The sequence below is a fragment of the Janthinobacterium sp. UMAB-60 genome (assembly GCF_900095235.1).
Lineage (GTDB): Bacteria > Pseudomonadota > Gammaproteobacteria > Burkholderiales > Burkholderiaceae_D > Janthinobacterium.
Genome location: NZ_LT607499.1, coordinates 13,391 through 33,080, shown reverse-complemented (window position 1 = coordinate 33,080; position 19,690 = coordinate 13,391). Strand labels below are relative to the sequence as shown.

At 64.4% G+C, this 19,690-nt stretch carries 16 protein-coding genes; 14 read left to right on the top strand and 2 right to left on the bottom strand.

All coding sequences use genetic code 11. The features are described 5' to 3' along the window. Window positions 1-390, top strand: a 390-nt coding sequence (locus K0F86_RS23690) for a choice-of-anchor X domain-containing protein (protein ID WP_219136609.1), incomplete at its 5' end; no start/stop codon positions are given. A 93-nt stretch (window positions 391-483) separates the two neighbouring features. On the opposite strand, the gene K0F86_RS23685 is transcribed toward K0F86_RS23690, so the two are convergent. Next, window positions 484-903, bottom strand: coding sequence for a hypothetical protein (locus K0F86_RS23685; RefSeq protein WP_219136608.1), 420 nt, complete (start codon window positions 901-903; stop codon window positions 484-486). 327 nt (window positions 904-1,230) lie between these two features. On the opposite strand from K0F86_RS23685, the gene K0F86_RS23680 reads away from it, so the two are divergent. Beyond that, window positions 1,231-2,301 (top strand): hypothetical protein, encoded by a 1,071-nt coding sequence (locus K0F86_RS23680; protein ID WP_219136607.1) that lies wholly within the window; start codon window positions 1,231-1,233, stop codon window positions 2,299-2,301. Here K0F86_RS23680 and K0F86_RS23675 read toward each other — a convergent pair. Further along, window positions 2,294-3,253 (bottom strand): LysR family transcriptional regulator, encoded by a 960-nt coding sequence (locus tag K0F86_RS23675; RefSeq protein ID WP_257572330.1) that lies wholly within the window; start codon window positions 3,251-3,253, stop codon window positions 2,294-2,296. The two genes, K0F86_RS23680 and K0F86_RS23675, sit on opposite strands and share 8 nt — an antisense overlap. Before the next feature lie 109 nt (window positions 3,254-3,362). On the opposite strand from K0F86_RS23675, the gene K0F86_RS23670 reads away from it, so the two are divergent. From K0F86_RS23670 to K0F86_RS23615, 12 genes are all read left to right on the top strand, one after another. Continuing rightward, window positions 3,363-4,202 (top strand): phytanoyl-CoA dioxygenase family protein, encoded by an 840-nt coding sequence (locus K0F86_RS23670; protein WP_219136606.1) that lies wholly within the window; start codon window positions 3,363-3,365, stop codon window positions 4,200-4,202. Continuing rightward, complete coding sequence (locus K0F86_RS23665; protein WP_219136605.1) at window positions 4,202-5,020, top strand: sugar phosphate isomerase/epimerase; 819 nt, start codon at window positions 4,202-4,204, stop codon at window positions 5,018-5,020. The genes K0F86_RS23670 and K0F86_RS23665 overlap by 1 nt, the downstream gene beginning before the upstream one ends. Window positions 5,021-5,065: 45 nt before the next feature. Then, a complete protein-coding gene (locus K0F86_RS23660; RefSeq protein ID WP_219136604.1) occupies window positions 5,066-5,527 on the top strand; it encodes a MarR family winged helix-turn-helix transcriptional regulator in 462 nt (153 codons plus the stop codon). A 165-nt stretch (window positions 5,528-5,692) separates the two neighbouring features. Continuing rightward, entirely contained in the window at window positions 5,693-8,062 is a 2,370-nt protein-coding gene (locus K0F86_RS23655; protein ID WP_219136603.1) for a M1 family metallopeptidase, read from the top strand. After that, on the top strand, window positions 8,059-8,547 hold the full coding sequence (locus K0F86_RS23650; RefSeq protein WP_219136602.1) for a DUF6702 family protein: 489 nt from the start codon (window positions 8,059-8,061) through the stop codon (window positions 8,545-8,547). Before K0F86_RS23655 ends, K0F86_RS23650 begins: the two co-directional genes overlap by 4 nt. Window positions 8,548-8,561: 14 nt before the next feature. Next, window positions 8,562-10,595, top strand: coding sequence for a TonB-dependent receptor (locus K0F86_RS23645; RefSeq protein WP_219136601.1), 2,034 nt, complete (start codon window positions 8,562-8,564; stop codon window positions 10,593-10,595). A 105-nt stretch (window positions 10,596-10,700) separates the two neighbouring features. Further along, a complete protein-coding gene (locus K0F86_RS23640; RefSeq protein WP_219136600.1) occupies window positions 10,701-11,435 on the top strand; it encodes a 2OG-Fe dioxygenase family protein in 735 nt (244 codons plus the stop codon). Window positions 11,436-11,577: 142 nt separating this feature from the next. After that, on the top strand, window positions 11,578-12,939 hold the full coding sequence (locus K0F86_RS23635; RefSeq protein WP_219136599.1) for a hybrid sensor histidine kinase/response regulator: 1,362 nt from the start codon (window positions 11,578-11,580) through the stop codon (window positions 12,937-12,939). 263 nt (window positions 12,940-13,202) lie between these two features. Beyond that, a complete protein-coding gene (locus tag K0F86_RS23630) occupies window positions 13,203-13,931 on the top strand; it encodes a CerR family C-terminal domain-containing protein (RefSeq protein ID WP_219136598.1) in 729 nt (242 codons plus the stop codon). Beyond that, on the top strand, window positions 13,928-15,343 hold the full coding sequence (locus K0F86_RS23625) for an efflux transporter outer membrane subunit (protein ID WP_257572329.1): 1,416 nt from the start codon (window positions 13,928-13,930) through the stop codon (window positions 15,341-15,343). Before K0F86_RS23630 ends, K0F86_RS23625 begins: the two co-directional genes overlap by 4 nt. A 13-nt stretch (window positions 15,344-15,356) precedes the next feature. Next, window positions 15,357-16,520 (top strand): efflux RND transporter periplasmic adaptor subunit, encoded by a 1,164-nt coding sequence (locus K0F86_RS23620; protein ID WP_219136597.1) that lies wholly within the window; start codon window positions 15,357-15,359, stop codon window positions 16,518-16,520. A 9-nt stretch (window positions 16,521-16,529) separates the two neighbouring features. Continuing rightward, on the top strand, window positions 16,530-19,646 hold the full coding sequence (locus K0F86_RS23615; protein ID WP_219136596.1) for an efflux RND transporter permease subunit: 3,117 nt from the start codon (window positions 16,530-16,532) through the stop codon (window positions 19,644-19,646). Window positions 19,647-19,690 lie beyond the last annotated feature (44 nt).

Genomic DNA, 19,690 nt, shown 5'->3' with positions numbered 1-19,690 from the left:
GCCAGTTTCAAGCGCGACAACGGCACTGTCTTCCGCGGCACGGAGCTGTATGCCTTCGTGCTGTTCCAGGCGCCGCAGGGCCTGTATTTCGTCGAATCGCTGACGGACGATGGCCTGGGCTTCGACCCGGGCGCCAACGACGGCGTATATGCAGGCAGCCTGGACTTGAAGCGCGCTTACCGCACCCTGCTGCAATATGATCAAAAGGTCTACGGCACCTGGCGCGTGTTTGTCTTCGCGCAAGACGTCAACCTGACCAAGCCCGGCACGCCGCCGGAAATCGCCGCCCAGCACATCGGCGGCATGTTCGTCGCCAGCGCCATCGAAATCACTTTCGACGACACCCTGCCGTGCCCGCTCAAGGCGCAGGCGAATATCATCGTGGTATAGGAATAAGCAAGGTCAGGCGTAGGTCGAGTAGGTCGGATTAGCGCGGCAAAGCCGCGCGTAATCCGACAACATTGTTGGCTCCCGTATGCACACCTACACCTTGACGGCGTCAATCTTGGCGATCACCGTGCGCGGAATGATATCCGTCACCGGGCAAGTCTCCATCGCATCCGAATACGCGAGCCAGCGCTGCAGGCTTTCCATACGGCGGATGGTGATGCCCTTGCCATTGATGTAGCCGATCTGCTCGAAATTGACGGGGCTGGTGGTCAGCTTCGACACGGTGGGCGCATTGTCGACCAGGCGGTCGTAGGCCTTGCGCGCCTTGTGCTCCCACTTGGCCAGCACGGGGTCGTCAAAGCGGTTGCTTTCAAAATACACGGTGATCGTGCGGTCGTGATTGGCAAAGCCGACGATCGCCGCACCCTTGCGTATGGTCAGCAGGACATCTTCCTTGACGCCCGTGACGGGAACGAATACGGCAGCGCGCCCATCCGTATCTGGCCGCTCCATGGGAATATCTTGTCCGATTATGCTCATCACATCACACTCTTAGTCATCGCCTGTTGGCTTGTTGTCCCTGCATCACTGAAAGCGTGTCACCGTGCGCATGTGCGGCTTTGCCGCTGCGCCGGTCCGCTTCCAGGCTCGCTGCCATGTCCTGCCATACCATACCATTTCTCAAATAATACATTGCCATAAAGCACTACACAAGATAATCAGGGGCGCGGCAGCCACAGGTCCTCCGCCCGATGGGGAATGGTGTGCCCTGCCGCAATCACCTTAAGCAGCAATCACCTTATAATGCTGCGATTCCTTCACGCCAGACACCTTCGCACCATGACGCTTCCCGAGAATGACACCAGCCGGCTCGACGCCATCAGCGCCGCCGCCACCGAAGTGGCCGCGCAAAACGTGGCCGACCTGCTGGCCATGGCCATCTGCCACCGCCCGGACGAACCGGCCCTGATCGTCTGCGACAAGCGCAGCTGGCTCAACGTGGTACTGACGGAAGCGTATCGCCAGGCCTTGCCGGACGCGAGCTTCATCGATTTCGACGAGGTCACGCCGGACGCCGTGCTGGCCGCGTTTGCCGAACTGCCCGCCGGCAGCCTCGTCGTGCTGATCCAGTCGACCAGCTTCCGCCTGGAAGCGTTCCGCATCCGCATCGAACTGTTCAAGCGGGGCCTGAAAGTGATCGAACACGTGCATTTGTCGCGCATGCCCGGCGTGCAGGGACTGCACTACATCGCTTCGCTGGCCTACGACCCCGCCTATTATCGCGGCGTCGGCCATGCGCTCAAGGCCCGCATCGACCGCGCCCGTCACGGCATGGTCGACAGCGGCGGCGAGCAGCTGGTCTTTGCCTCCCCGTTCGAATCGGCCAAGCTGAATATCGGCGACTACAGCGGCATGAACAATATCGGCGGCCAGTTCCCCCTGGGCGAAGTGTTTACGGAAGCGCAGGACCTGGAAGCGGTGAACGGGCGCGTACGCATCTTCGTCTTTGGCGACACGCAGTTCATGGTCAACCGCCCCGACACGCCGATCACCCTGATCATCGACAAGGGCCGCGTGACGGGCACGGAGCACGCCACGCCGGAATTTACCGCCATGCTGGAGATCATCCGCGCGCATGAGGGCGACGTGTGGGTGCGCGAACTGGGCTTCGGCATGAACCGCGCCTTTTCGCGCGAACAGCTGGTCAACGACATCGGCACGTATGAACGCATGTGCGGCATCCACCTGTCGCTGGGCGCCAAGCACGGCGTCTACACCAAGCCGCAGTTCAAGCGCAAGGATGCGCGCTACCACGTCGATATCTTCGCCGTCACCGAAGCCGTTTATCTCGACGACGAGCGCGTGTACGCCGATGGCGCATGGACGCTGGAACCCGTCACCTTCAACTAAAAAATCCGGCCGCTGCCAGCTCGCGGTCCCAAGGCGGCACGGGCTGGTATTCGGCCACCAGGAAATCGATCAGCGCGCGCACCTTCGGCGACGGCTGGCGGCTGGCAGGATACAGCGCGCTCAAATGATTCAGCGGCAGCTCCCAGCCGGACAGCACGGGCAGCAGGCTGCCATCGAGCAGATTGCGCCAGGCGAGGAAGGTGGTGCTGTAGACGATGCCCAGTCCCCGCAGCGCCGCCTGGTGCAGCACCAGCCCATTGTTCGCCGTGAATCCCGCCTGCACGCGCACGTCCACATCCTCGCGCTGCTCCCCTTCTCCCCGCTGGAAATGCCAGTGCGTGCCGTCGGTCAGGTGGCTGAAATGCAGGCACTGGTGCTGCAATAAATCTTGTGGCGTCTGCGGCACGCCCCATTGCGCCAGATAGGCGGGACTGGCGCACAGCACGGCGCGGCACGGCGCCAGCGGGCGCATGGCCAGCGCGCTGCTGTCCGGGATGCCGCCCACGCGGATGGTCAAGTCAAAGCCGTGGCGTATCGGGTCGAGCAGCGCATCGTCGACAAACAGCTCGGCCCGCACCTGCGGGTGCAGCAGGCTGAAACGGGCCACGGCATCGGCCAGCCACGCGCTGCCGAAACTCGATGGCGCCTGGATGCGCAGCGGTCCGGCCAGCGCCGCCCCCGCTCCCGTCTGCGCCACGTGCGCCACCATGCGCGCCGCTTCCTGCGCCTGGCTGACGGTGGCCATGCATGGCGCCAGGTAGGCGCGACCCGCATCCGTCAAACTCACTTCGCGCGTGGAGCGGTGCAGCAGACGCGCGTTCAGGCGCTCTTCCAGCTGCATGATGGTCTTGCTGACCATGGCGCGCGTCAGGCCCAGGCGCTGCCCGGCCAGCGTAAAGCTGCGCTGGCGCGCCACTTCGACAAAGATTTCCATCGCTTTTAGTTGATCCATGTCAAAGATTGTCTGCGTTTTGGCGACAATCTGTCAACCGTCGGGCGATTGTTTGCGCACTGTCCCCATCCTACAATGGCGCTTTCCCTTGCCCTCCGGAGCCGCCGCCATGCTAACGATCGAACAACAAGAACAATACCAACGCGACGGCTACATCATCCTGCCCGATTTCAAGGCAGCGGACGAAATCGCCGCCTTGCGCGCACGCGCCGAGCAGATTGTCAACGAATTCGATCCCGGCGTCAGCCAATCGATCTTCACCACGCGCGACCAGGCGAAGAACACCAACGATTATTTTCTCGCCTCCGACAACACCATCCGCTGCTTCTTCGAGGAAGAGGCATTCGGCCCGGACGGCCAGTTAAAACAGGCCAAGTCCCTGTCGATCAACAAGATCGGCCACGCCATGCATGACCTGGACCCCGTCTTCCGCGCTTTTTCGGCCGACCCGAAACTGGCCGAGGTGGCGCGCGACCTGGGCCTGGCGGACGCGCAGGTCTGGCAATCGATGTACATCTTTAAACAGCCCGGCATCGGCGGCGAAGTGCGCTGGCACCAGGACGCCACCTACTTCGAAACCACGCCGATCAGCGTGACCACGTTCTGGTTCGCGCTGGAAGACGCGACCCTGGACAACGGCTGCCTGTGGGCGGAACCGGGCGGCCACCGCGGCCCCCTGCGCGAACGCTTCATCCGCAACGGCGATGCCGTGCGCGTGGAAAAACTCGATGCCATGCCCTGGCCCGACGACAGCACGGCCGTGCCACTGGAAGTGAAGGCGGGCGCCCTGGTCTGCTTCCACGGCTTGCTGCCCCATTACAGCGCGCCAAACCGCTCGCCCATTTCACGCCATGCCTACACCCTGCACGCCACCGATGGCCAGACCGAATACGCGGCCCACAATTGGATACAGCGCGACGCGGCGTTTCCCGTGCGGGGCTTCGTCTGATGCGCATCCAGGTTTTCGCCGCCCACTGGGGCAATAACGAGCTGGCGCCCCAGGTCTTCATTGACAAGGTAGCGGCGGCCGGCTTCGACGGCATCGAAATGTCGCTGCCGCTGGACGCCGCCCTGCGCGAGGAATGGACGGACCGCATCGCCAGGGCGGGACTGGAACTGATCGCCGCGCAGTGGGAAACCGTGTTCCACAGCGACTTCGATCTGCACCGCGCCGCCCTGGCCGAGCTGCTGGAAAACGCCTGCCTGGCGCGCCCCGTGCTGGTCAACACGCACACGGGCAAGGATTACTACACCCCGGCGCAGAACGGGGAGCTGATCGACCTGGCCGCCGCCATCTCGGAAAAGCACGGCGTGCCCATCGTGCATGAGCTCCACCGCAGCCGCTTTTCCGGCCACCCGATGCTGCTGCTGCCGTATCTGCGGCAGTACCCACACCTGCCCTTGACGGCCGACCTGTCGCACTGGTGCTGCGCCTGCGAATCGCTGCTGGAAGACCAGCCGCAGACCCTGGCGCAGGTGCTGCCGCTGGTGCGCCACGTGCATGCGCGCGTGGGCCATGCGCAGGGGCCGCAGGTGGCCGACTTCCGCGCGCCGGAAGCGAAGGGGGCGCTCGACGCCCACCTGGCGTGGTGGGATGCCATCGTCGCCCTGCGCCGCGCGGCCGGCGCCGAGCGCATGACGTTTACGCCGGAATTCGGTCCCGCGCCCTACCTGCAAACGCTGCCGTACACGCAGCAGCCCGTCAGCGATGCATGGGAACAGAACGTCGCCATGCTCGAACTGCTGCGCGCGCGTTACGCCGGGTAGGCGCCGCGCATTGCAATTAAATAGCGCGCTATATATACTGTGCCCATGGATACCACCACTTCTCCCAACCCGCTGCACCAGGTGCCGCGCCTGGACAGCCAGCTGTGCTTTGCGCTGTACTCGACCTCACTCGCCATGAACAAGCTGTACCGCAAGCTGCTGCGCAAGCTCGGACTCACGTACTCGCAATATCTGGTGATGATGGTGCTGTGGGAGCGCGACGGCTTGACGGTGTCGGAAGTGGGCGAGCGCCTGTTCCTCGACTCGGCCACCCTGACGCCCCTGCTCAAGCGCATGGAGCAAGCGGGCCTGTTGACGCGCGCGCGCGCCGCCAGCGACGAGCGCCAGGTCATCATTTCGCTCACGGAGCAAGGCGACCAGCTGCGCCACGAGGCGGCCCTGCTGCCCGAAGCCATCCTGACGGCCAGCCATTGCAGCGTGGAGCAGGTTGTGGACATGAAACAACAACTGAACCAGTTGCGCGACAGCCTGATGAAAAGTGAGTAAAAGCGCCGCTTTCCCGAGCAAAATCAGGTAAAGCATCACCCGGACGGCGCCAGGCAAAAGCTGGCGCACAATCCGCCTTTCTTTATTACAAATCAATACAAGGACGACTGCACCCTGCGTATAGAATAGTTGCCACTATTTCCTTACAACAACACCAGGGTGACCATGCGCATACCTTTCGGCTCCGTAGCCTCGTTGGCTCTATGTTTTACCGTGTCGGCTTTCGCTGCCGAACCATTCGACGACAAGTTCCGCCAGCTCGAAGAGGTACTGCCCACCCCGAATACCTACCGCACCGCGTCCGGCGCTCCGGGCCACGCCTACTGGCAGCAACGTGCCGATTACACCCTCCGCGCCACCCTGGATGAAGCCAAACGCGAGATCGCCGGCAGCGGCAGCATCACCTACCACAACCAGTCGCCCGACACCCTCGGCTACCTGTGGCTGCAACTGGACCAGAATATCTACAAACCCGATTCCGACGCGCGCCGCATGACCACGGCGCCGTCGCGCCAGGCGTGGGCCAAAACGGCGGGCGACGAGACCATGAAATTCGAAGGCTTGCGCGGCATGCTGGCGCGCGGCGACTTCCAGGGCGGCTTCCATATCCGCGCCCTGAAAGGCGCGGACGGCCAGCCGCTGAAATACGTAGTGAACCGCACCATGATGCGCGTCGACCTGCCGCAGCCCCTGAAGCCGGGCCAGGATTTCGTCTTCCAGATCGACTGGGATTACCGCATCAATGAACAGAAGGTGCTGGGCGGGCGCGCAGGCTATGAAGTCTTCGACGACAAGAACGCCCTGTTCGAAGTGGCGCAGTGGTTTCCCCGCATGGCGGCCTACTACGACGCGGCCGGCTGGCAGCACAAGCAGTTCCTCGGCTCAGGCGAATTCACGCTGGAGTTTGGCGACTACGACGTGCAGCTGACGGTTCCCGCCGACCATATCGTCGCCGCCACGGGCGCGCTGCAAAATCCGCAGGAGGTGCTGTCCGCCGCGCAGCGCGAGCGCCTGGAGAAGGCCCGCGGCAGCGACAAGCCCGTCGTCATCGTCACGCAAAAAGAGGCGGAAGCGGCCGAGAAAACGGTGAGCCGCGCGCAAAAGACCTGGCACTTCAAGGCGGCCAACGTGCGCGACTTCGCCTGGGCATCAAGCCGCAAGTTCATCTGGGATGCGCAGGGCTACAAGAAGGGCGGCAGCGATGTGATGGCCATGTCCTACTATCCGAAAGAGGGCAATCCGCTGTGGGAAAAGTACAGCACGCAAGCCATCGTGCACACGATAGAACAGTACAACAAATACAGCATAGCCTACCCGTATCCGACGGCCATTTCCGTCAACGGCCCCGTGGGCGGCATGGAGTATCCGATGATCTCGTTCAACGGTCCCCGTCCCGTGAAAGACAAGAAAACGGGCGAGCTGACGTATTCGAAGCGCACCAAGTATGGCTTGATCGGCGTGATCATCCACGAGGTGGGCCACAACTACTACCCGATGATCATCAACTCGGACGAGCGCCAGTGGACGTGGATGGACGAAGGCCTCAACACTTTCGTGCAATACCTGGCGCAGCAGGCCTGGGAAGAGAACTATCCGGCCTCGCGCGGCGAGCCGAGCGAGATCGTCGACTACATGCGTAGCCGCGACCAGGTGCCCATCATGACCAATTCCGAGTCCCTGCTGCAGTTCGGCAACAACGCCTACGCCAAGCCGGCGGCGGGCCTGAACATCCTGCGCGAAACCATCCTCGGACGCGAACTGTTCGACTACGCGTTCAAGGAATATGCGCAGCGCTGGAAATTCAAGCGTCCCACGCCGGCCGACTTTTTCCGCACCATGGAAGACGCCTCCGGCACGGACCTGGACTGGTTCTGGCGCGGCTGGTTTTATACCACCGACCCGGTCGACATCAGCATCGACGGCATCAGCGAATACGGCGTGAGCTCAAAAGATCCCGCCACGGAAAAAGCCTGGAAAAAGGCGCAAAAGGACGCCCAGCCGGAATCGGTGACGAGTCGCGCCAACAAGGGCATGCCGCGCCGCGTCGATGCGCACCCGGAACTGAAGGATTTCTACAACCAGCACGACGATTTCACGGTGACCAACAAGGACCGCAACGCCTACGCCGAAGCGCTGGCCGCCCTGGAACCGTGGGAAAAGGACTTGCTGAAACAGGGCAAGCACCTGTACCTGGTCGACCTGTCGAACGTGGGCGGCATGGTCATGCCCCTGATCCTCGAGATCGAACTGAAAAGCGGCAAGAAGTACGTCGAGCGCGTGCCGGCCGAAGTGTGGCGCTACTCGCCGAAGAAAATCACCAAGGTCGTCATCACCGATGAACCGATGGTGGGCCTGGTGCAGGACCCGTACTGGGAAACGGCCGACATCGACACCAGCAACAATAGCTGGCCGAGAAAAGTCACGCCATCGCGCCTGGAACTGTTCAAGAGCGAAAAATCGCCCAAGGATAACCTGATGCGCGACTTTCATACGCCGTTGAAAGGCAGCGGCGCGGCCAAAGGCGACGAGGCGTGAAGCGCTGGCGCCTCCTCGCTTGCGCCGTGCTGGCCTGCGCCAGCATGGCGGCCGGCGCCCATAATTTCCACATGGGGATCGCCGACATCAGCTACAACGCTGCCAGCGGCAGCACGGAAGTGGTGCACACCTACACGGGCCACGACGTCGAGGCGCTGCTGACAAACCTGTACCAGCGCCGCTTCGACCTGGGCCAGGAAGACAGCGAAGCGGCCCTGCGCCGCTATGTCGAAAAACAGTTTTACCTCGTGGCGCCGGACGGCAAGCGCTTGCGCCTGAACTGGGTCGGCATGAAGGTCAATGCCGACAATGTGGTGATCTTCCAGGAGATCGAACGCACGCGCCTGGCGCCCGCCACGCGCATCCATAACCAATTGCTGATCGACTTCCTGCCCAGCCAGCGCAATACCCTCAACGTGCAGGACAGCGGCAGCATCCAGACGCTGATTTTCGACCGCCAGAACACGGAATTGCCGATCCGCTAAGCCCCAGTACACCCATGACGCCACGCTCTCTTCCGCTGCTCCTCGCCGCCCTGTTTTCCCCCGCCGCCCACGCCGACGACATCTTCCAGCGCGTGCTGGTCGACGGTTCGCGCCTGAACCAGCTGGGCGTGGCCGATTCGGCCAACGCGGGCAGCGTCACGCAACAGCAACTCGACGCGCGCACCAGCTACCGGCCCGGCGAATTGCTCGAAGCCGTGCCGGGGCTGATCGTCAGCCAGCATAGCGGCGAAGGCAAGGCCAACCAGTTCTACCTGCGTGGCTTCAACCTCGACCACGGCACGGACTTGCGCACCAGCGTCGACGAGATGCCCGTCAACCAGCGCAGCCATGGCCACGGACAGGGCTGGACGGACCTGAACTTCCTGATCCCCGAACTGGCCATGCGCCTCGATTACAAAAAGGGGCCGTATGCGGCGGCGCAAGGCGATTTTTCCTCGGCGGGAGCGGCGTCCATCATCTATGCGAACCGCCTGACGCAGGGCATCGCCAGCGCGGGCATGGGGCAAAACGGCTTTCGCCGCGCCCTGCTGGCCGATTCGTTTGACGCGGGCGACGGCAGCCTGCTGTACGCGCTCGAAGCGCAGCATAACGATGGCCCGTTCACGCAGCCGGACCGCTACCGCAAGCGCAATGGCGTGCTGCGCTACAGTCAAGGCTATGCCAACAACGGCTTCAACGTCACGGCCATGGCGTACGACGCCAGCTGGAACGCCACCGACCAGATTCCGCTGCGCGCCGTGCAGGACGGTAGCCTGGGCCGCTTTGACGCCATCGATGCCAGCGACGGCGGCAAGGCGCAGCGCTACAGCCTGTCGGGCGCCTGGCGCCAGACGACGGACGACGTGTCGTCCAGGGTCAGCGCGTATGTGATCGCCAACCGCCTGGCCCTGTTCTCGAATTTCACGTATGCGCTGGACGACCCCGATAACGGCGACCAGTTCGCCCAGCCCGACCGGCGCGTGACATCGGGCCTCGATGCCAGCCACACCTGGCACCGCCACACGGACAGGGGCAGCAGCGACACCACCATCGGCCTGCAGCTACAGAACGACAATATCCGCAATGGCCTGTACCACACGCGCCAGCGCCAGATCCTGTCGACCACGCGGCAAGACCATATCGTCGAAACGAGCATCGGCGTGTATGGCGAAAACAGCACGCGCTGGTCGCGCACGCTGCGCACCGTGGCCGGCCTGCGCGCGGACGCCTACCGCTTCGACGTGCGCAGCGACCGCGCCGCCAATGCGGGCCAGGCCAGCGACCATTTGTTCAGCCCCAGCCTGAGCGTGATCGCGGGGCCGTGGCGCGACACGGAAGCGTACTTCAACATCGGCAATGGTTTTCACAGCAACGACGCGCGCGGCACGACCATCACGGTCGACCCGAAGACGGGCGAGGCGGCCGGCAAGGTCACGCCCCTGGTGCGCTCGCGGGGGCTGGAACTGGGCTTGCGCAGCGCCGCCATCGCCGGCCTGCAAACCTCGCTGTCGCTGTACCGCCTGGACTTCGATTCCGAACTGCTGTTCATCGGCGACGCCGGCGCCACGGAAGCGGGCCGCCCCAGCCGCCGCTACGGCATCGAGTTTTCCAGCTACTACAAGGCGGCCAGCTGGCTGTCGCTGGACCTGGACCTGGCGTATGCGCGGGCACGCTCGCGCGGCAGCGATCCGGCGGGCGACCTCATCCCCGGCGCCATCGAAGGCGTAGCCCAGCTGGCCATGACGGTGACGCCGCGCGGGCCATGGTCAGGCTCTTTGCGCCTGCGCTACTTCGGCCCGCGCCCCCTGATCGAAGACAACAGCGTGCGCTCGTCGGCCAGCGTGGGCTTGAACGGGCGCGTCGCCTACCGGATCGACAAGACCTTGCGCGTGGAGGTCGAAGGCTACAACCTGGCCAACCGGCGCGACTCGGCCATCGATTACTACTACGCCTCGCGCCTGCCCGGCGAGGCGCTACCGGTCGACGATATCCACTTCCATCCGGTGGAATCGCGCTCGCTGCGCCTGACCCTGGTAAAGAATTTTTAACTCGACAAGCATAATTCCTGGCGGACGTAACACAAGAGTCGCCGCGAAGTCGTAGAATGCCAGGCTGGATAAACTGAGACAGGCCGCGTTCCGGCCCGCACCGCCATGAGCACTTCCGCACCGATCTTTACCGACCCGTCCCACATCAAGGACGCCTTGCGCGATGACGGCTATGCCGTGCTGCGCCCGCAAGACGTGGCGGCGCTGGCCGGCTGCCCGCTGGCCGCGCTGCGCGCGCTGGAGCCAAGCTGGAATACCCTGGCGCTGGACAATTACCTGAAGGATGGCGGCCGCTATCGCCGCCGGCGCCACTCGTGCTTCGTGCAGGATGGCGCGCGCCTGACGCAGACGGCGCACCGCCCGCACTGGCAACCGGTGGAATACAACGCCCTGCATGGCGGCATGCACCGCCTGTTCGAGCCGGTCGAGCCGGCCATCGTCGCGCAAGCGGCCTGGCAGCAGCTGATCCGCGCGCTGGGCGACGCCTGCTCGCAGGTCAGGGGCAGCCAGCCGTGGTTCATCGAGGCGCACCAGTTCCGCATCGATACGACCGATGGCATCGGCCGCCCCACGCCGGAAGGCGCGCACCGCGACGGCGTCGATTTCGTCGCCGTACTGCTGATCGGACGCGAGCAGGTCAAGGGCGGCGAGACGCGCATCTTCGAAGCCAATGGTCCCAACGGCAAGCGCTTTACCCTGACCGAGCCATGGTCGCTGCTGCTGCTCGACGATGCGGCGGTGATCCACGAATCGACGCCGATCCAGCCCATCGGCGAGCATGGCCACCGCGATACGCTCGTGCTGACGTATCGCGCCGGCCAGTTCCAGGGCGAAAACTGACAGGCGGCCACAGCTTTCCCTGTGGCCAAAATAGTTACTTGGAAGTTACTTTTGCAGACCTAAATCCGATATAGTCATACGATGTCGATATTGCGCGCTCATTGCGCCCAGCATCACCACACTGAAATCCTAGGAGAGGTCTGTGGACTCCAACAACCAAATCAAGCCTGACGAAATCGAGATCCTGATCGTCGAGGACAGCCCGACCCAGGCGGAGCGCTTGCGCCGCCTGATCCAGTCGCTGCACTACAGTGCGCGCGTGGCGGCGAATGGCCAGCTGGCCCTGGCCGCCATCCGCGAGCGCAAGCCGCACCTGGTGCTGTCCGATATCGTCATGCCTGAAATGAATGGCTACGACCTGTGCCGCGCCATCAAGTCCGATCCGACCCTGCGCGACATTCCCGTCATCCTCGTCACCTCGCTCAACGACCCGAAGGACATCATCCGCGGCATCGAATGCGGCGCCGACAATTTCATCCGCAAGCCGTATGCGGAAGACTATCTGCTCAACCGCATCAGCCACATGCTGATGAACCAGAAGCTGCGCAAGAACCAGAATGTGGAAATCGGCATCGCCCTGTACCTGGGCGACCAGAAGCACTTCATCAACGCGGAGCGCCAGCAAATCCTCGATTTGCTGATCTCCACCTATGAGCAGGCGGTGCAGGTCAACGGCGAACTGCAGGCGCGTGAACGCCAGGTGATCGAATTGAACATGCGCCTGGCGCACCATGCGGCCGAACTGGAAACCATCAACCGCGAAATCGCCCTGAAAAACCTGGAGTTGGCCGAAGCGAGCCGCATGAAGTCCGCCTTCATCGCGAATATGTCGCATGAACTGCGCACGCCGCTGAACGCCATCATCGGGTTTACCGGCGCACTGCTGATGAAACTGCCCGGCCCCCTGACGTCCGACCAGGACAAGCAACTCAACACCATCCGCGCCAGCGCGCGCCATCTGCTCTCGCTGATCAACGATATCCTCGACGTGGCCAAGATCGAGGCGGGCAAGCTGACCCTGTCGATCGAACCCGTGCACTGCCAGGAGCTGATGGCCGAAGTGGCCGACACCTTGCGCCCGCTGGCCCAGCAAAAGGGCCTGACGCTGGAAATGGCACTGGGCGATGCGGGCCAGCCGCCCGCCATCATCGACACGGACCGCCGCGCGCTGACGCAAATCCTCATCAACCTGCTCAACAACGCCATCAAGTTCACGGAACAGGGCACGGTGCGCATCAGCCTGTCCCAGCGCGAAGAAGACGGCGCGCTGGTGACGGAAATGAGCATCGCCGACAGCGGTGCCGGCATCAAGGAAGAAGACCAGGCCAAACTGTTCCAGGCCTTCTCGCAGCTCGATTCCACCTCCACGCGCCACGTGGAAGGAGCGGGACTGGGCCTGTACCTGTGCCAGAACCTGGCCAACGCCATCGGCGGCGCCCTGTTCTTCAATAGCGACTACGGCTCCGGCAGCACGTTTACGCTGGCCCTGCGCAGCAAGCCCTGATTCGGGTGCGCCGCAGCATAAATTCTGGATACTTTGCCATCTAACGTAGACCAATACCGTAGTTTTACGGTATTGCACCGCACCATTTTCAGCGCTATAGTGGGACTGTCTCCTCCAATTTGTTCTCCGAACATTGGATTACGCCCGCGAATACAACCGCGGGCTTTTTTTTGCCCGCGTTTTACATTATCTTCATTTTTCCTTAACTAAATCAAGCGATTTAGTTATATCAAACGCTTGAGATATGTGTTTAAATCTCCGGCATGATTGAAAAAAACATTTCCCATACATCAGTTGCCGACGACGGGCGCAAGCCCCGTTCCGACGGCGAACAGTCGCGCGAGCGGCTGCTGCATAGCGCCATCCGCCTGTTTGCCGAGCAGGGCTACGCCAAGACGTCCACGCGCGAACTGGCGCAGGCGGCCGGCACCAACGCGGCCGCCATCCGCTACTATTTTGGCGACAAGGCGGGCCTGTACCGCGCCGCCTTCGCGCAGCAATCGTCGGACCCGCAAGACAATATCGCCCTGTACGAGCAGCCCCATTTCACCCTGCGCCAAAGCCTGGAAGGCTTTTATGCGCAATTGCTCGCGCCCATGCAGCAGGGCGAGATCGCGCGCGACTGCATGCGCCTGTGGTGCCGCGAAATGCTCGAACCGACGGGCCTGTGGGCACGCGAGATCGACCAGAACATCCGTCCCGAGCACGAGGCGCTGACGCGCGTGCTGGCGCGCCACCTGGGTGCGCCCGACAACAGCGACGACATGCACCGGCTGGCGTTTTCCATCGCCTCGCTGGCCCTGCAGCACATGGTGGGCGCCGAGGTGCTGCAAACCTTGCGTCCGCAATTGCTGGAAACGCCGCACGCCATCGATACCTGGCTGGCGCGCATGACCGACTACGCGCTGGCCATGGCCGACGTGGAGCGCCGGCGCCTGGCCACTCCGCCCTCTCCCCCTACCGCTCAACGACAAGCAGAAGGACCAGCATGACGACTATTCGATGCACCGTTCAACGCGCCCTCGCCGCCAGCATCGTGCTGGCGCTGGGCGGCTGCGCCCTGCAGGGCCCGCCCGCGGCGGTGGCCGCCAGCGCGCCCGCGCAATGGCAGGCGCCGCTGCCGCATAACGGCAAGCTGACGGACCTGGCCATCTGGTGGCAGGGCCAGGGCGACAGCCTGCTGGTGGAATTGATCACCGATGCGCAGCAGGTCAGCCCGACCATCGCCGCCGCCGGCACGCGCATCGTGCAGGCGCGCGCGGACAGCATCGCCAGCGGCGCCGCGCTGGCGCCCAAGCTCGATGCGACCGGCAGCGTGGTGCGCACCAGCCAGCAATCGGCCCAGCCCGGCGGCACCACCTCGCAGGCCGCCTTGCAAGCGTCGTGGGAAATCGACGTGTTTGGCGCCAACCGCGCCACGCGCGATGCGGCGCAGGAGCGCTACGACAGCGCCAGCGCGCTCTGGCATGAGGCCCGCGTGTCGGTCGCCGCCGAAGTGGCGAACCAGTACTACGCCTTGCGCACCTGCCAGCAACTGCAGGCCGTGGCCGAACAGGATGCCGTCTCGCGTCGCGACTCGGCGCGCCTGACGGAACTGAGCGCCGGCGCCGGCTTCCAGCCGCCCGCCAACGCCGCCCTGGCCCGCGCCAGCGCCGCCGAAGGCGCCAGCCGCGCCATCGAACAGCGCGCCGCCTGCGATGTGAATGTCAAGGCGCTGGTGGCCCTGTCGGCCGTGCCGGAAGAGACGCTGCGCCAGAAGCTGGCCGCCAGCCCCTTTGTTGCGCCCTCGCCCGTGGCGATTGCGCAACTGCCGGCGCAAACCCTGGGCCAGCGTCCCGACATCTACAGCGCCGAGCGCGAAGTGGCGGCCGCCAGCTTTGAAGTGCGCGGCGCGCAGGCGCAGCGCTATCCCCGTCTGAGCCTGGCCGGCTCCATCGGCAAGGGCAATATCCGCGCTGGCGGGACCAGCATCACGGCCAGCACCTGGAGCATCGGTCCGTTGGCCGTCAGCCTGCCCATCTTCGACGGCGGCACCCGCCGCGCCCAGGTCGATGCAGCCACGGCGCGCTACGACGAAGCGGTGGTGAAGTACCGCGCCGGCGTGCGCCAGGCCGTGCGCGAAGTGGAAGAAGCCTTGGTCAACCTGGCCAGCACGGACGAGCGCAGCGGCCACGCGACAACGGCCCTGGAAGGCTACCGCGTGTCGTTCGTCGCCACCGAAGACCGCTACAAGAATGGCCTGGCCAGCCTGATCGAACTGGAAGACGCGCGCCGCACGCGCCTGGCCGCCGAAAACACGGTGGTCAACCTGGAGCGCGAACGCAGCGCCGCCTGGGTGGCGCTGTACCGCGCCGCCGGCGGCGGCTGGAACAGCAGCAACGCCATCGCCAACAATGCCCCCTGACGGATACGACAACATGAAAAAAATGACCTTGAAACCGATGGCGCTCGCGCTGGCCGCCCTTTGCGTGATGCTGGGCGCCGGCGTGGCCCTGTACTCTCCTTCCTCCACGGCGGCCGACGACGCCAAGGATAAAAGCGCGGCACCAAAGCCTGCGCTCACCGTCACCACGGCCAAGCCGCAAACGGCCAGCCTGCCCATCAAACTGAAGGCCAACGGCAACGTGGCCGCCTGGCAGGAAGCCGTCATCGGCAGCGAATCGAACGGCTTGCGCCTCACCGACGTACGCGTGAATGTCGGCGACGTGGTGCGCGCCGGCCAAGTGCTGGCCGTCTTCTCGAACGACACGGTCAACGCCGACGTGGCGCAGGCGAAAGCGGCGGTACTCGAAGCGGAAGCGAATGCGGCGGAAGCGGCCGCCAACGCCCAGCGCGCCCGCTCGCTGCAAAGCACGGGCGCCATCAGCGCGCAGCAGATCAGCCAGTACCTGACGGCCGAACAGACAGCCAACGCGCGCATTGCCTCGGCCAAGGCGCAGCTGGCGTCGCAGCAGCTGCGCCTGAAATACACGCAGGTGGTGGCGCCCGACAGCGGCATCATCTCCTCGCGCTCGGCCACCGTGGGGTCGGTGGTGGGCGCCGGCACGGAACTGTTCCGCATGATCCGCCAGGGCCGCCTCGAATGGCGCGCCGAAGTGACGGCCACCGAGTTGCTGAACCTGAAACCGGGCACCCTGGCGCAAGTCAAGGCGGCCAATGGCAGCGTCCTGACGGGCAAGGTGCGCATGATCGCCCCTACCGTCGATCCGCAGACGCGTTCCGCCCTTGTGTATGTGGACTTGCCCGCCAGCAGCGGCAACAATGCGCCGTTCAAGGCCGGCATGTACGCCAGCGGCGAATTTGAACTCGGTACCTCGGGCGCGCTGACGGTGCCGCAGCAGGCCATTGCCGTGCGCGACGGCTTCAGTTATGTCTTCCGCCTGAATGCCGACCAGCGGGTCAGCCAGATCAAGGTGCAGGCCGGACGGCGCCTGAGCGACCGCATCGAGATTGTAAGCGGCATCACGGCCGACACGACGATTGTCGTCAGCGGCGCCGGCTTCCTCAATGACGGAGATTTGGTCCGTAATGTGAAAACCCCGGTTCAGACGCCAGTGGCTGTACCGGCAGCGAAAAAGTAAGGAGAGGCCATGAATTTTTCCTCCCTCTCGATCAAGAATCCGATCCCGGCCATCATGCTGTTCGCGCTGCTGACCCTGGCCGGCCTGCTGGCCTACAAGGCCAATCCGGTGCAGGATTTCCCCGACATCGAACTGCCCATCGTCACCGTCAGCGCGGTGTTGCCCGGCGCCGCACCGGCCCAGCTGGAAACGGAAGTGGCGCGCAAGATCGAAGACTCCGTCGCCACCCTGCAAGGCGTGAAAAACATCTACACCAAGGTGCTCGATGGCGTCGTCACGGTGACCGTCGAATTCATCCTGGAAAAGCAGATCGCCGAAGCCGTCAACGATGTGCGCGATGCCGTCGCCCGAGTGAAAGCGGACATGCCGGCCGAGTTGCGCGACCCCACCGTCACCAAGGCGTCCACCGCCGGGCGCGTGGTGCTGACCTTTATCGCCACGGCGAAACCCGGTGTCGATAATCCGCTCGACGCGCCCGACCTGTCCTGGTTCGTCGACAACACGGTGGCCAAGCGCCTCTTGACAGTACCCGGCGTGGGCGCCGTCAACCGCGTGGGCGGCGTCTATCGCGAGATCCAGGTGGAGCTCGACGAGGCGCGCATGGCCGCATTGAAAGTGTCGGCCCTCGACGTCTCGCGCCAGCTGCGTCTGGTGCAGCGCGAAGCGCCTGGCGGCCGGGGCGACATCAGCGGCGCCGAACAATCGGTGCGCACCATCGCCACCGTCAAGACGGCCGATGAACTGTCGCGCGTGGAAGTGCCGCTGCCGGACGGCCGCCATGTGCGTCTGGACCAGGTGGCCACGGTGCGCGACACCATTGCCGAACCGCGCGCGCTGGCCGAGCAGGATGGCAAGACCGTGGTCGCTTTCGAGGTGTTCCGCACCAAGGGCGCCAGCGAAGTGGCTGTCGCCAAGGGCGCACGCGAGGCCATCGCCGATCTGCAGAAGGAAAATCCCAGCGTGGTGCTGCAGCAGTCGATCGACAATGCCTTCCCCGTCGAGGAAAACTTCGTCGGCTCGATGGAGCTGCTGTACGAAGGCGCGCTGCTGGCCGTACTGGTGGTGTGGTGGTTCCTGCGCGACTGGCGCGCCACCCTGGTGGCAGCCGCCGCCCTGCCCCTTTCCGTGATGCCGGCTTTCCTCGGCATCTACTGGTTCGGCTACACGCTCAATACCGTCACCCTGCTGTCGCTGGCGCTGGTCGTCGGCGTGCTGGTCGACGACGCCATCGTGGAAATCGAAAACATCGAGCGCCATCTGCGCATGGGCAAGTCGCCCATGCAAGCGGCCATGGAAGCGGCCGACGAAATCGGCATGGCGGTGATCGCCACCACCTTCGCGCTGGTGGCCGTGTTCCTGCCGACGGCCTTCATGAGCGGTATTCCCGGCCTGTTCTTCAAGCAGTTCGGCTGGACGGCCGTGCTGGCCGTGCTGGCCTCGCTGGTGGTGGCGCGCCTGCTCACGCCGATGATGGCCGCCTACATATTAAAACCGCTGCCGCACAAGGAAGAACAGGATGGCTGGCTGATGACGCGCTACCTGCACGTGATGCGCTGGTGCCTGAACCACCGCGGCGTCACGGCCATCGCCGCGGCCCTGTTCTTTGTCGGCGCCATCCTGCTGGTGCCGCTGCTGCCGACGGGGTTCGTGCCGGCCGCCGACCGCGCGCAGACGCAGATCAACCTGGAATTGCCGCCCGGTTCCACCCTGGCCGAAACGCAGGCCGTGGCAGCCATGGCGCGCGACGCGGCCATGCAGACGCCGGGCATCAAGGGCGTCTTCAGTTCGATAGGCGGCGGCTCCAGCGGCGACGCCTTCGCCCCCGGCGCGGCGGCAGAGGCGCGCCGCGCCGTGCTGACCCTGACCACCGTGCACCGCACCGAACGCAAGGAATCGATGGCGGGCCTGGAAACGCAACTGCGCCACAAGCTCGATACGATCCCTGGCGCGCGCTTCACGGTGGGGCCGCCCGACACGGGCGTCAAGATGCAACTGGTGCTGCGTTCGGAAGACCCGGTGGCGTTGATGGCGGCGGCGCAAAAGGTCGAGCGCGAGCTGCGCGGCCTGAAAGGCATCGGCAACGTCAATTCCAGCGCCTCGCTGGTGCGCCCGGAAATCATCGTGCGTCCCGATTTTGCCAAGGCGGCAGACCTGGGCGTGACGGCGGCGGCCATCGGCGAGACGGTGCGCGTGGCCACGGCCGGCGACTACGATACGGACCTGACGAAAATGAACCTGCCCGAGCGGCAAGTGCCGATCCGCGTCAAGCTGCCCAACAGCGTGCGCGCCGACCTGGCCGCCATCGAGCGCCTGAGCGTGCCCGGCAAGAATGGCCCCGTGCGCCTGGCGAACGTGGCCAGCGTGACGATGGAAAGCGGCCCGGCGCAGATCGACCGTTTGAACCGCAGCCGCAACGTGACCCTCGACGTGGAACTCGGTTCGCGCACCCTTGGCGAATTGAATGAAGAAGCGCGCGCGCTGCCGTCGATGAAGAATTTGCCGCCGTCCGTGAAGATCGCCGAACTGGGCGACGCGCAGGAAATGGCTTCGCTGTTTGCCAGCTTCGGCCTGGCCATGCTGATCGGCGTGCTGTGCATCTACTGCGTGCTGGTATTGCTGTTCAAGGACTTCATGCAGCCGGTGACCATCCTGGCGGCGCTGCCCTTGTCGATCGGCGGCGCCTTCGTGGCGTTGCTGATCACGGGCAGCGCCCTGTCGATGCCGTCGATGATCGGCCTGATCATGCTGATGGGGATCGTCACGAAGAATTCGATCCTGCTGGTCGACTATGCGATCCTGGCGCGCCAGGCCGGCATGAACCGCTTCGATGCGCTGGTCGACGCCTGCCACAAGCGCAGCCGCCCCATCCTGATGACGACGATTGCCATGGGCGCCGGCATGATGCCGCTGGCGCTGGGCTGGGGCGCCGACCCCAGCTTCCGTTCGCCGATGGCGATCACCGTCATCGGCGGCCTGATCACCTCGACTTTATTGAGCCTGCTGGTGGTGCCGGCCGTATTCACCTATATCGACGACCTCGAGCACCTGCTCAAGCGCGGCATGGCGAAACTGCGCCGCCAGCAGGCGCCGCTGCGGCGCGATGACAGGGTGGCGCTGGAAAAATAAGCGCCACGGTTGATTGAAAAATCGCCCCCTGCGGGCAAGGAAGC

Coding starts and splice junctions, on each gene's coding strand:
- K0F86_RS23615 (WP_219136596.1), top strand. CDS start 16,530: ATGAATTTTTCCTCCCTCTCGATCAAGAATCCGATCCCGGCCATCATG.
- K0F86_RS23685 (WP_219136608.1), bottom strand. CDS start 903: ATGGAGCGGCCAGATACGGATGGGCGCGCTGCCGTATTCGTTCCCGTC.
- K0F86_RS23640 (WP_219136600.1), top strand. CDS start 10,701: ATGAGCACTTCCGCACCGATCTTTACCGACCCGTCCCACATCAAGGAC.
- K0F86_RS23665 (WP_219136605.1), top strand. CDS start 4,202: ATGCGCATCCAGGTTTTCGCCGCCCACTGGGGCAATAACGAGCTGGCG.
- K0F86_RS23670 (WP_219136606.1), top strand. CDS start 3,363: ATGCTAACGATCGAACAACAAGAACAATACCAACGCGACGGCTACATC.
- K0F86_RS23625 (WP_257572329.1), top strand. CDS start 13,928: ATGACGACTATTCGATGCACCGTTCAACGCGCCCTCGCCGCCAGCATC.
- K0F86_RS23620 (WP_219136597.1), top strand. CDS start 15,357: ATGAAAAAAATGACCTTGAAACCGATGGCGCTCGCGCTGGCCGCCCTT.
- K0F86_RS23630 (WP_219136598.1), top strand. CDS start 13,203: ATGATTGAAAAAAACATTTCCCATACATCAGTTGCCGACGACGGGCGC.
- K0F86_RS23655 (WP_219136603.1), top strand. CDS start 5,693: ATGCGCATACCTTTCGGCTCCGTAGCCTCGTTGGCTCTATGTTTTACC.
- K0F86_RS23680 (WP_219136607.1), top strand. CDS start 1,231: ATGACGCTTCCCGAGAATGACACCAGCCGGCTCGACGCCATCAGCGCC.
- K0F86_RS23645 (WP_219136601.1), top strand. CDS start 8,562: ATGACGCCACGCTCTCTTCCGCTGCTCCTCGCCGCCCTGTTTTCCCCC.
- K0F86_RS23675 (WP_257572330.1), bottom strand. CDS start 3,253: ATGGATCAACTAAAAGCGATGGAAATCTTTGTCGAAGTGGCGCGCCAG.
- K0F86_RS23660 (WP_219136604.1), top strand. CDS start 5,066: ATGGATACCACCACTTCTCCCAACCCGCTGCACCAGGTGCCGCGCCTG.